Genomic DNA, 12,103 nt, shown 5'->3' with positions numbered 1-12,103 from the left:
AAACGAGTAAATCTTGTGGGGTGGGGGCGTGAGCCGGCGTGGTTCGCGAGTTGTCACTGTGGGGGCCGTCGCACGCAAAGTGCGACAAAATTGTCCAGTTGGGGAGGATTGAAGCGCTTTTCTGTTACCCCATCGTTACAAAGGGTCATTGACGGGATGCCCGTCTCTGATCCATGCTTCTTCCTGAAGCGTTTCAATGCACCCCCTGCACAGCGGGAACGCAGCGCTCTTATACAAGGAGGTATAAATGATTCTTCGTCGATCCGCGACGCGCGCATTGGCCGTGCTAGGCGCGACGGCACTCGTGGGACTCGCCCTCACCGGCTGTTCCGTCGGAGGGGGCGGCGGTTCATCGAGCGATGGCAACTCGATCTCGCTCCTCGCCGGTGGCAACGACCCGCTTGCCACGAAGACGGCCAAGGACATCGCGGCCGCGTTCATGAAGAAGTACCCGTCGATCAAGGTCAAGGTCGACACCCGCCCGGGTGGAACCGACGGCGACAACCTCATCAAGACCCGCCTCTCCACCAAGACCATGGACGACGTCTTCTTCTACAACTCGGGATCGCTCCTCCAGGCGCTGCACCCCGACCAGACCCTGCAGCCGCTCGGCAACGAGCCGTGGGCCGCCTCGGTCTCGAAGGACTTCAAGGCCGCGGTCAGCACCTCGAAGGGGATGTACGGCGCACCGTTCGGCAGCACCTTCGACGGCGGCGTCATGTACAACAAGAAGGTCTACGCCAAGCTGGGCCTCTCGGTTCCCGACACCTGGGCCGAGTTCATCAGCAACAGCCAGAAGATCAAGGCCGCGGGCATCGTCCCCGTCGTGCAGTCGTACGGTGACACCTGGACCAGCCAGCTGTTCGTGCTCGCCGACTTCGCCAACGTCAGCGCGCAGGACCCGAACTGGGCCGCGAACTACACCGCGAACAAGGCCAAGTACGTGAACCCGCCGGCACTCGCCGGCTTCCAGGACACGGAAGAGGTTCACAAGCTCGGTCTCCTGAACAAGGACTTCGCCTCGCTCACCAACGTGAACGCGCTGAAGATGCTCGCGACCGGCCAGGCGGCTCAGTACCCGATGATCACCGTGGTCATCGGCAACGTGATCCAGAGCAACCCCGACCAGGTCAACGACATCGGTTACTTCGCGATGCCGACGGCGAACGGCAACTCGCACGCCACAGTGTGGGAGGCGAACGGCGCTTACATCCCGTTGTCGACCACGGGAGCGAAGCTGGCGTCCGCGAAGAAGCTCGTCGCGTTCCTCAACTCGCCCGAGGGCTGCGCCGTGCAGAACGCCGCACAGCTTCCGGCCGGACCCTACGCGACGACCGCCTGCACCGTTCCGTCCAACGCCCCTGCCCTCGTCGCCGACGAGCAGAAGTACCAGGACGCGGGCAAGACGGGCCTCGCGCTCGAGTTCATCTCCCCCATCAAGGGACCGAACCTCGAGAAGATCCTCATCCAGGTCGGATCCGGCATCTCGACCGCCGCTCAGGGCGCCGCGCTCTACGACCAGGACGTGAAGGCCCAGGCTCAGCAGCTCGGCCTCCCGGGCTGGAACTAGCCGCAACCCTGACGTAGCGTTCGACTGAACGAGACGCCGCGGGGCCGGCAGCACACCACCGCCGGCCCCGTTTCCCTCCCCCACCCGCCAACTCGATGAGGAGTAGCAATGGCGACAACCAACCTGGCCCCCACCCTCCCCGTGGGCGCCACCTCCGGCGGCAAGGGCACCGGCCCACGCAAGAAGATGAAGTCGTTCTACCCCTCGTGGTTCTTCATCCCGGCCGTGGTCATGTACGTGGTGTTCTTCGCCATTCCGACCTTCGCCTCCTTCTACTTCTCCCTCACCCGGTGGTCGCTGTTCGACTCCCAGTTCATCGGGCTCGGCAACTTCGTGCAGTTCTTCCAGGACCCGCAGCTGTGGAACGGCTTCATCCACACCTTCGAGTACGGCTTCGCCACCTCCGCCGCGAAGGTCGTTCTCGGTTTCGCTCTCGCGGTGATCCTCACCGGGCCGATCCTGGCCCGTGGCTACCTCCGCGCCATCATCTTCTTCCCCGTGCTGATCTCGACCATCGGCGTCGGCATCATGTTCAAGTCGCTGCTCGACCCGTTCCACGGCATGGTCAACGCCGTCCTCGGCTTCCTGCACCTCCCCCAGCCCGGGTGGTTCACCGACCCGGCCCTCGCACTCGGCACGATCGCCGCGGTCGACATCTGGAAGGGGGTCGGCATCGCGACCCTCATCTTCATGGCGGGCATCGTGGCCATTCCGAACGAGTACTTCGAGGCCGCCCGCATGGACGGCGCGAGCTCCTGGGCGATCCTGCGCACCATCACGATCCCGCTCTCGCGCCCGGCGATGGCGACCGTGATCATCCTCTCCCTCATCGGCGGCCTCCGCTCCTTCGACCTCATCTGGGCGACCACCGGCGGTGGCCCCGGCTTCACGAGCGACGTGATCGCCTCCGTCATCTACAAGCAGTACCAGGCGGGGTTCTACGGCCTCTCGACCGCCGGCAACGTCGTGCTCTTCGTCGTGGTCACGGCGATCATGGTGCCGCTCTCCTCCTTCCTCAACCGAAAGACGGTCGAACTGTGAAGCGCGCACGCACCATCGCCTGGATCAAGGGACTCGTGGCGATCGTCGTCACCGCGGTCGTCTTCCTCGTGCCGTTCGCCTTCGTCCTCCTGCAGGCCGCGAAGACGCCGGACGACGCCTCCAACCTCACCTTCTCATGGCCGACGCACTGGCAGTTCTTCCAGAACCTGCGCGACGTGCTCGCCACGAACGACGGCCTCATCTGGCGGGCGTTCGCGAACAGCGCGATCCTGACCGTCGGCTCGGTCACGATCATGGTGATCCTCGCGGCGATGGTCGGCTACGTGCTGCAGCGCAAGGCTTCGCGCCTCAACCCGGTCATCAACTTCTTCGTGCTCGCCGGCCTCATCGTGCCGCCCGCGGTCGTGCCGACCATCTGGCTGCTGCAGGGCGTCGGCCTCTTCAAGACGATGTTCGGGATGATCCTCGTCGAGGCCACCTTCGGGCTCTCCTTCTGCATCCTCCTGTTCCGCGCCTTCGTCGGCACGATCCCGCGCGAGCTCGACGAGGCGGCGGTGCTCGACGGCGCCGGCCCGATCCGACTGTTCTTCCGGGTGATCCTGCCCCTGCTGCGCCCCGTCATCGTGACGGTGATCGTGGTGCAGGCGGTCGCCGTGTTCAACGACTTCGCCGGCCCGCTGTACTTCCTGCCGGGTGATGAGAACGCGACCGTGCAGCTCACGCTCTATCAGTTCCAGGGCCAGAACCTCAGCTTCTACAACCTGCTTTTCATGGACATCCTGCTGATCACGATCCCCCCGCTCGTCGCCTACATCTTCTTCAACCGCCAGATCGTCGCCGGGCTCACGAGCGGCGCGGTGAAGGGATGACGGCGGTCGATCGGGCGACCACGGTCACCGCGCTCAGCACCCAGTACCCGGATGACCTGCTCGGCGTCCCCGTCGGCGAGGTGCGCCTCAGCTGGCGGGTGAGCGCGAGCGATCCGTCGGCGCGTCAGCTCGCCTACGAGATCGAGTCCGCCGCCGACGCGGACTTCTCGATCGGAGTCGTCTCGAGCGGAGCGGTGCGGGCGCCGGAGGCGCTCGCGATCCCGGCTCCGGGGGCACCGACCGCGAGCCGCGAGGTGCGCCACTTCCGGGTGCGCATCGAGACCGCCGCGGGCTGGACCGAGTGGAGCCCCACCGCCCGCGTCGAGACCGGCCTCGCCGCCGAGGACTGGACGGCGATCGCGATCGGCTCACCCTCGCCGGTGGGCGGCGGGTCCCCGCTGCTGCGCACCGGATTCACGCTCGACGCCGCTCCGGTTCGGGCGCGGCTCTACTCGACCTCGCTCGGGCTCGGCGAGTACCGCCTCAACGGCGAGCTCGTCTCCCCCGACCTGCTGGCGCCGGGCTGGACCGCCTACCAGGAGCGGTTGATCGTCAGCACCGCCGACGTCACCGGCCTGCTGCGCGCGGGTGAGAACGCGCTCGGCGTGACCCTCGCCGACGGCTGGTACCGCGGCCGGCTCGGCTGGGAGGGCCGCGACTCCTACTACGGTTCGGAGCTCGCCGCGCTCGCGCAGCTCGAACTCGAGTTCGCGGACGGCAGCACGCGCCGCATCGTCACCGGCCCGGACTGGTCGGCGAGCACGGGCGAGGTGATCGCCTCGGGCATCTACGACGGCAGCGATTACGACCTGCGACGCGCTCAGCCCGGCTGGGCATCCGCCGGCTTCGACGCAACGGGGTGGATGCCCGTCACCGAGGTCGCCCTCGACCGCGGCATCCTCGCCGCCCCCCTCACCACCGGCGTGCGCGAGATCGCCGCGTTCCCGATGACGCCGCTCGGCCCCGTACTCGACGCGGGTCAGAACGTCGCGGGGTGGGTGCGACTCGTGGTCACGGGCCGCCGGGGAGACGTCGTCACGGTGCGGCACGCGGAGGTGCTGGAGCCGGACGGCACCCTGCACACGCGCTCGCTGCGCTCGGCGCGCGCCGCCGACAGCTACGTTCTCGCGGTCGACGGCGAGTCGACGCTCGAGCCGAACTTCACCTTCCACGGCTTCCGCTACGCGGACGTGGTGGGCGCCGAGACGATCGTCTCCGCGACGGCGATCGCGATCAGCAGCGCGGTCGCTCCGCGCGGTGCGTTCGAGAGCTCCGACCCCGTCCTCAACCGCCTGCACGCGAATGTGCAGTGGTCTCAGCGCGACAACTTCGTCTCGGTGCCGACCGACTGCCCGCAGCGCGACGAGCGCCTGGGCTGGACCGGTGACGCGCAGGCCTTCGCGACCACCGCATCCACGCTCTTCGACACCCGCGCGTTCTGGGAGTCGTGGCTGCGCGACCTCGAGATCGATCAGGCCGACGACGGCGGGGTCGCCTCCGTGGTGCCGAATATCCTGGGCATGGAGTCGTTCCGGGTCGACGGCCGCGGGCAGGACATCATGGGGCGGGCCGGCTGGGCCGACGCCGCCACGATCGTGCCGTGGTCGGTGTACGAGTCGTACGGTGACGCGAGCGTGCTGCGCACCCAGCTCGACAGCATGCGGCGCTGGGTCGGCTACCTCGAGGGCCGACGGCAGGCCGACGGGCTGCTGCCCCGCGACGACTTCCAGTACAGCGACTGGCTCGACCCGGATGCACCCGGCAACATGCCGTGGGCGGCGAAGGTGTCGCGCACCCTCGTGGCGAACGCGTTCTTCGTGCACAGCGCGCGGATCCTGTCGTGGGCCGAACGGCTCGTGGGCGATCCGGGCGCCGCCGAGAGGGCCGCGCGGCTCGCCGACGAGGTCGCGGGACTGCTGTGGGCCGCGGAGGGGGCGAGCGCCGCGAGCACCCAATCCGGCTGCGCCATCGCCCTCGAGTTCCGCATCGCCCCCGAGGGCGAGCGCGAGCGCCTCGCCGCTGCGCTCGCCGAAAGTGTGCGGGAGCACGGCGGTCGCATCTCGACCGGGTTCCTCGGCACACCGCTCGTGCTGCACGCGCTGTCGAACGCCGGGCGATTCGCCGAGGCGTACGAGATGCTGCTCTGTCGGGATATCCCCTCCTGGCTGTACCAGGTGGAGATGGGCGCCACGACCGTGTGGGAGCGATGGGACGCGCTGCAGGCGGATGGCACGATCCATCCCGGCGACATGGCCAACAGCGAGGGCGCGCAGATGCTCTCCTTCAACCACTACGCCTACGGCGCGGTCATCGACTGGGTCTATCGCAATCTGGGCGGCATCGCGCCGGACGCGAGTGCGCCGGGTTACCGGCGCACGGTGGTCGCGCCACGCCCCGTGGCCGGGATCGACCGGGTACGGGCATCCGTCGAGACGGGCTTCGGCTCCGTCGCGGTGGAGTGGTCCACCGGGCCCGACGGCTTCGCCGCCGAGATCGAGGTGCCCTTCGGCGTCACCGCCGCGGTGTCGCTCCCGGCCGGTGCCGATTCCACAATCACGCTCGACGGCGCCCCCGCCGCGGCGGACTTCGAACTGTCGCATGGCACCCACCAGGTCAGCGTCACCGCGCCCGTGATCACTCCGTCGGGACGCCCCGATTGACGTGATCGCTCTCGCAACCTACTATCGTCACTAGTCATTGAAACGATTCATTCGCACCGCAGAGAGACCGACACCACGACGGTGACGGCCCCTCACCCCCAGCACAAGGGATAAGGAACCAACCGTGAGCATCGACGCCACAACCCTCGCCGCACTGGCCGACCAGGCCATCGAACTGCCGTCCTGGGCATTCGGAAACTCGGGCACCCGCTTCAAGGTCTTCGGCACGCCGGGCACCCCGCGCACGCCGGAGGAGAAGATCGCCGACGCCGCGCAGGTGCACAAGTACACCGGGCTGGCGCCGACCGTCGCGCTGCACATCCCGTGGGACAAGGTCGACGACTACGCCGCCCTCCGCCGCTTCGCGCGCGACCACGGCGTCGACCTCGGCACCATCAACTCCAACACCTTCCAGGACGACGACTACAAGTTCGGCAGCCTCGCGGCCACGAGCGAGTCGGCCCGGCGCAAGGCGATCGACCACCACCTCGAGTGCATCGAGATCATGAACGAGACCGGATCGCGCGACCTCAAGATCTGGCTGGCCGACGGCACCAACTACCCCGGCCAGGACGACATCCGTCGCCGCCAGGACAACCTCGCCGCCTCGCTCGCCGAGATCTACGCCAACATCGGGGATGACCAGCGCCTGGTCCTCGAATACAAGTTCTTCGAGCCGGCGTTCTACCACACCGACGTCCCCGACTGGGGAACCAGCTACGTGCAGGTGGCCGCCCTCGGTGAGCGCGCCATGGTCTGCCTCGACACCGGCCACCACGCCCCCGGCACGAACATCGAGTTCATCGTCGCGCAGCTGCTGCGCCTCGGAAAACTGGGCAGCTTCGACTTCAACTCGCGGTTCTACGCCGACGACGACCTCATCGTGGGCGCCGCCGACCCGTTCCAGCTGTTCCGCATCCTCTACGAGGTCATCCGGGGCGGCGGCTACGGACCGGGCTCGCCCGTCGCCTTCATGCTCGACCAGTGCCACAACGTCGAGGACAAGATCCCCGGGCAGATCCGCTCGGTGCTGAACGTGCAGGAGATGACCGCGCGCGCACTCAGTGTCGACACGGCCGCGCTCGAGGCGGCACAGCGCGACCACGACGTGCTGCTCGCCAACGAGATCCTCATGGATGCCTTCTACACCGACCCGCGGGCCGACCTCGCCGCCTGGCGCGAGACCCGCGGCCTGCCGGCCAACCCCATGAAGGCCTACCTCGCGAGCGGCTACCAGCAGCAGATCGCGGCCGACCGCGTCGGCGGCACCCAGGCCGGCTGGGGCGCCTGATCCCATGTCGGAGAAGGTCTGCTTCACCCTCCGGGTGAAGCCGGAGCGCATCCCCGAGTACCTCGAGCGCCACTCTCCGGTGTGGCCCGAGATGCTGCAGGAGATCGCGCGCTCGGGGCGGCGCAACTACTCGCTCTTCCTCTCCCCCGACGGCCTCCTCGTGGGCTACTACGAGACCGACTCCGACGAGGCCTCCGCGGCCTACCTGCGCGACTCGGCCGTCGCGACCCGCTGGGAGGAGAGCATGCAGCCCTTCTTCGCCGAGGCGGATGACCGTGCCGATCTCGCCGCGACCCACCTCCCCCGCGTCTTCGACCTCGGCGAGCAACTGCGCGCCGTCGCCACCCTCGACCACTGACACAGACAAGGCACACCGACCATGACGAACCCCACCGCGGCCGCCCTCATCGCCCGGAGCAATCGCCTGGGCGCCGACCCGCGCAACACCAACTACGCGGGCGGCAACACCTCCGCCAAGGGCACCGACACCGACCCGGTCACGGGTGAGCCGGTCGAGCTGCTGTGGGTCAAGGGATCCGGCGGCGACCTGGGCACCCTCACCGAGTCCGGGCTCGCCGTGCTCCGCCTCGACCGGATGCGCGCCCTCGTCGGCGCCTACACCGGTGTCGACCACGAGGACGACATGGTCGCGGCCTTCGACTACACCCTGCACGGCAAGGGCGGAGCGGCACCCTCGATCGACACGGCGATGCACGGGCTCGTCGATGCGGCGCACGTCGACCACCTGCACCCGGATTCCGGCATCGCGTTCGCGACCGCGGCCGACGGAGAGGCGCTGACCGCGGCGGCCTTCGGCGGGAAGGTCGTGTGGGTGCCGTGGCGCCGCCCCGGCTTCCAGCTCGGTCTCGACATCGCGGCGATCAAGCGGGCCAACCCGGCGGCCATCGGCTGCATCCTGGGCGGCCACGGCATCACGGCGTGGGGGGAGACCTCCGAGGAGGCCGAGGCCAACAGTCTGTGGATCATCCGCACCGCCGAGAGCTACATCGCCGAGCATGGTCGCCCCGACTCCTTCGGCGCGGTGCTCGACGGCTACACCGCCCTGCCCGCCGAGGAGCGCGCCGCCCGGGCCGCGGCGCTCGCCCCGCACCTGCGGGCGATCGCCTCGACCGACCGCGCCCAGGTGGGGCACTTCACCGACGCCGAGGTGGTCCTCGACTTCCTCTCGCGCGCCGAACACCCCCGGCTGACCGCGCTCGGCACCAGCTGCCCCGACCACTTCCTGCGCACCAAGGTCACCCCGCTCGTGCTCGACCTCCCGACGACGGCGAGCCTCGAGGAACAACTCGCCCGCCTCGACGAACTGCACGAGCAGTACCGGGCCGACTACGCCGGGTACTACCAGCGGGGTGTCGACGCGGCCGTGGCTGCGGGAACCCCGGCGGAAGAACTGCCCGCGATGCGCGGTGCCGACCCGGCGATCATCCTCGTCCCCGGCGTCGGCATGTTCAGCTACGGCGCCAACAAGCAGACCGCCCGCGTCGCGGGCGAGTTCTACATCAACGCGATCAACGTCATGCGCGGTGCGGAGGCGATCTCGAGCTACGCGCCCATCGATGAGAGCGAGAAGTTCCGCATCGAGTACTGGGCGCTCGAGGAGGCGAAGCTGCGGCGGATGCCCGCCCCCAAGCCGCTCGCGGGCCGCATCGCCCTCGTCACGGGGGCCGCGTCCGGCATCGGCAAGGCGATCGCCACGCGCCTCGCAGCGGAGGGCTCGTGCGTCGTGATCGCCGACCTCGACCTGGAGAAGGCGCAGGCCGCGGCGGCCGAGCTCGGCGGGACCGACGTGGCGGTGGGGATCCAGGCGAACGTCACCGATGAGGCGCAGGTTCAGGCGGCGGTCGACGCCGCGCTGCTCGCCTTCGGCGGCCTCGACATCGTGATCAACAACGCGGGACTCTCGCTCTCGAAGTCGCTCCTCGAGACCACGGTGGCCGACTGGGATCTGCAGCACAACGTGATGGCGAAGGGCTCGTTCCTCGTCTCCCGCGCCGCGGCCCGCGTGCTCATCGACCAGAAGCTCGGCGGCGACATCGTCTACATCTCGTCGAAGAACTCCGTGTTCGCCGGCCCCAACAACATCGCCTACTCCGCCACGAAGGCCGACCAGGCGCACCAGGTGCGGCTGCTCGCGGCCGAGCTGGGCGAGTACGGCGTGAAGGTCAACGGCATCAACCCCGACGGCGTCGTGCGCGGGTCCGGCATCTTCGCCGGCGGCTGGGGCGCCAAGCGCGCCGCCGTCTACGGCGTGCCCGAGGAGGAGCTGGGCAAGTACTACGCCCAGCGCACCCTCCTCAAGCGCGAGGTGCTGCCCGAGAACGTCGCGAACGCGGTCTTCGTCCTGTGCGCCTCCGACCTCTCCCACACCACCGGTCTGCACATCCCGGTCGACGCGGGCGTCGCCGCCGCCTTCCTGCGATGACCACGACCGTCGCCGCCGTCGACCTCGGGGCCACCAGTGGCCGCGTGATGCTCGGCCGCGTCTCGGCGAACGAGCTCCACCTCGAGCAACTCGCGCGATTCCCCAACGGTCCGGTCGCGGGCACCGGCGGCACCGGCCTGCCGCGCGACGAGGGCCTGCACTGGGATGTGAGCGGGCTGTACCGGCACGTGCTCGGCGGTCTCACCGCCGCCGCAGCCGTGGAGGGCGGGCTGGCGAGCATCGGCATCGACGCCTGGGCGGTCGACTACGGCCTCCTGCGCGACGGCCGGATGCTCGGCGAGCCGTTCCACTACCGCGACGAGCGCACCGTCCCGGCCGCCCGGGCCGTGCACGCGATCGTGCCGCCGGCGGAGCTCTACGCGCGCAACGGCCTCCAGTTCCTCAGCTTCAACACCCTCTACCAGCTGACGGCGGACCGCGTCGCCGGTCGCCTGGAGGAGGCGGACAGCTTCCTGCTCGTGCCCGACCTGCTGCGCTTCTGGCTCACCGGCGAGCTGCGCGCCGAGGCCACGAACGCCTCGACCACCGGCCTGCTCGACGTCTCCTCGCACGGCTGGGACCTCGAGCTCGCCGACCGTCTGGGCCTCGCCCGCACGCTCTTCCCCCGACTCGTGCAGCCGGGCGAGCGCGACGCGGTCGTGCTCGCGGGCGGCGACCGCGCGGCCTTCGCCGGGGTGCCGGTCACGGCGGTCGGCTCGCACGACACCGCCTCCGCGGTCGTGGCGGTTCCGGCGACGGGCGCGGACTTCGCGTACATCTCGTGCGGAACCTGGGGGCTCGTGGGGGTCGAGCTCGATCATCCGGTGCTCACGGAGGCCAGCCGCGCGGCGAACTTCACCAACGAGGGCGGCGTCGACGGCCGGGTGCGGTTCCTGCACAACGTGATGGGGCTCTGGCTGCTGAGCGAGACGGTGCGCGAGTGGGAGGCCGAGGGATCGAGCATCCACCTGCCGTCCCTGCTCGCCGAGGCGGCCGCCGTCACCGCGGCCGTGCCGGTCTTCGACGCCGACGACCCCGTGTTCCTGGCCCCTGGCGACATGCCCGGCCGCATCGCGGGCTGGCTCCGCTCGCACGGGCTGCCGGTTCCGGCGTCGCGCGCGGAGTTCGTGCGCTGCATCATCGAGAGCCTCGCCGAGGCCTTCGCCCACGCCGTGCACACGGCCGCCGAGCTCTCGGGCACGCGGGTCGGCGTGGTGCACATCGTGGGCGGCGGGTCGCTCAACGCGCTGCTCTGCCAGCTCACCGCCGATCGCACCGGACTGCCCGTGCTGGCCGGGCCCGTCGAGGCGACCGCCATCGGGAACGTGCTCGTGCAGGCGCGGGCACTCGGCGTCGTCGCGGGCGACCTGGAGAGTCTGCGGGCGGTGGTCGCCGCGGCGTTCCCGCCCGTGCGCTACGCCCCGAGGGTGCGCGTCGCATGATCCATCACGAGGAGGCGATCGCCCGGTACGTCGAGCGGGTGGCCGCGGACGACGACACCCTCGGCGTGGTGATCACCGGATCGCTCGCGCGCGGCACCGAGCGGGCCGACTCCGACGTCGACCTCTACCTCGTCGTGACCGAGGAGCGGTGGGAGCGGGCCTGGCGCGACGGCCTGCTCATGGTCACCGAGACCGAGGGCATCGGCTACGAGGGCGGCTATTACGACATCAAGCTCGCGACGCTCAGCTACCTCGACGATGCGGCCGATCGCGGCGACGACGCGGTGCGCGAGTCGTTCGCCACCTCCCGCATCGCCTTCAGCCGGGTGGATGACCTCCCCACCCGTCTCGCCCGAGCCGCCCTCCCCGCCGCCGACTGGGACGCCCGGGTCGCGTCGTTCCTCGCGCAGCTTCGCCTGCACGGCGGGTATTTCCTCGCGCAGGCCCACGCCTCCGGCGACCGCTTCCTGCTCCAGCACGCCGCCGTGCACCTCGTGCTCGCTGCCTCCCGGCTCCTGCTCGCGCACAACCGGGTGCTGTTCCAGGGCCCGAAGTACCTGAGCACGACGGTCCACGCACTGGCCGAGAAGCCCGACGGCTGGGAGGCGCTCGTGGCCGCGGTGCTCGACGATCCCTCGCCCGCGACGGCGGGCGCGCTCATGACCGCGCTGGAGAGCTTCCGGGCGTGGCCGCTGAGCGAGGAGCAGACGCTGTCGACGTTCATCCTCGACAACGAACTGGCCTGGCGCTACCGCACCAAGACCCCCGAGTACTCGTGAGGCCCCGCACCCCACGCTGATCGACCCGCACCGCCGGCCGCACCCGC

General features: G+C 69.8%; 9 protein-coding genes. All 9 read left to right on the top strand.

Annotated features, from left to right (window positions below):
- The first annotated feature begins 247 nt into the window (after positions 1-247).
- The 9 genes from G3T37_RS14255 to G3T37_RS14215 all read left to right on the top strand — a co-directional run bounded on the left by G3T37_RS14255 (position 248) and on the right by G3T37_RS14215 (position 12,056).
- Complete coding sequence (locus tag G3T37_RS14255; protein WP_163474565.1) at positions 248-1,570, top strand: ABC transporter substrate-binding protein; 1,323 nt, start codon at positions 248-250, stop codon at positions 1,568-1,570.
- 108 nt (positions 1,571-1,678) lie between these two features.
- The gene (locus G3T37_RS14250; protein ID WP_174247792.1) at positions 1,679-2,611 is read left to right on the top strand and encodes a carbohydrate ABC transporter permease; all 933 of its coding nucleotides are present in this window, start codon (positions 1,679-1,681) and stop codon (positions 2,609-2,611) included.
- A complete protein-coding gene (locus tag G3T37_RS14245; protein ID WP_163474564.1) occupies positions 2,608-3,441 on the top strand; it encodes an ABC transporter permease subunit in 834 nt (277 codons plus the stop codon). The genes G3T37_RS14250 and G3T37_RS14245 overlap by 4 nt, the downstream gene beginning before the upstream one ends.
- Complete coding sequence (locus G3T37_RS14240; RefSeq protein ID WP_163474563.1) at positions 3,438-6,101, top strand: alpha-L-rhamnosidase; 2,664 nt, start codon at positions 3,438-3,440, stop codon at positions 6,099-6,101. Before G3T37_RS14245 ends, G3T37_RS14240 begins: the two co-directional genes overlap by 4 nt.
- 124 nt (positions 6,102-6,225) lie before the next feature.
- Complete coding sequence (rhaI, locus tag G3T37_RS14235) at positions 6,226-7,392, top strand: L-rhamnose isomerase (RefSeq protein ID WP_163474562.1); 1,167 nt, start codon at positions 6,226-6,228, stop codon at positions 7,390-7,392.
- 4 nt (positions 7,393-7,396) lie between these two features.
- Positions 7,397-7,750, top strand: coding sequence for an L-rhamnose mutarotase (locus G3T37_RS14230; protein ID WP_163474561.1), 354 nt, complete (start codon positions 7,397-7,399; stop codon positions 7,748-7,750).
- A 21-nt stretch (positions 7,751-7,771) separates the two neighbouring features.
- Positions 7,772-9,835: a bifunctional aldolase/short-chain dehydrogenase gene (locus tag G3T37_RS14225; RefSeq protein WP_163474560.1), complete on the top strand. Its 2,064-nt coding sequence runs from the start codon at positions 7,772-7,774 to the stop codon at positions 9,833-9,835.
- Positions 9,832-11,277, top strand: a complete 1,446-nt coding sequence (locus tag G3T37_RS14220; RefSeq protein ID WP_163474559.1) for a rhamnulokinase — start codon at positions 9,832-9,834, stop codon at positions 11,275-11,277. The genes G3T37_RS14225 and G3T37_RS14220 overlap by 4 nt, the downstream gene beginning before the upstream one ends.
- On the top strand, positions 11,274-12,056 hold the full coding sequence (locus tag G3T37_RS14215) for a nucleotidyltransferase domain-containing protein (protein ID WP_163474558.1): 783 nt from the start codon (positions 11,274-11,276) through the stop codon (positions 12,054-12,056). The genes G3T37_RS14220 and G3T37_RS14215 overlap by 4 nt, the downstream gene beginning before the upstream one ends.
- The last annotated feature ends 47 nt before the right edge of the window (positions 12,057-12,103 follow it).

This window comes from Galbitalea soli, from assembly GCF_010686725.1.
GTDB classification, from domain to species: Bacteria; Actinomycetota; Actinomycetes; order Actinomycetales; family Microbacteriaceae; genus Galbitalea; species Galbitalea soli.
Note: the sequence above shows the minus strand (reverse complement) of the source record. Positions and strands in the feature narration are given on the sequence as shown.

Bases quoted from the DNA above. Each gene is read 5' to 3' on its own strand.
- G3T37_RS14230 (WP_163474561.1), top strand. From the start codon at position 7,397: ATGTCGGAGAAGGTCTGCTTCACCCTCCGGGTGAAGCCGGAGCGCATC.
- G3T37_RS14220 (WP_163474559.1), top strand. From the start codon at position 9,832: ATGACCACGACCGTCGCCGCCGTCGACCTCGGGGCCACCAGTGGCCGC.
- G3T37_RS14255 (WP_163474565.1), top strand. From the start codon at position 248: ATGATTCTTCGTCGATCCGCGACGCGCGCATTGGCCGTGCTAGGCGCG.
- G3T37_RS14225 (WP_163474560.1), top strand. From the start codon at position 7,772: ATGACGAACCCCACCGCGGCCGCCCTCATCGCCCGGAGCAATCGCCTG.
- G3T37_RS14240 (WP_163474563.1), top strand. From the start codon at position 3,438: ATGACGGCGGTCGATCGGGCGACCACGGTCACCGCGCTCAGCACCCAG.
- G3T37_RS14215 (WP_163474558.1), top strand. From the start codon at position 11,274: ATGATCCATCACGAGGAGGCGATCGCCCGGTACGTCGAGCGGGTGGCC.
- G3T37_RS14250 (WP_174247792.1), top strand. From the start codon at position 1,679: ATGGCGACAACCAACCTGGCCCCCACCCTCCCCGTGGGCGCCACCTCC.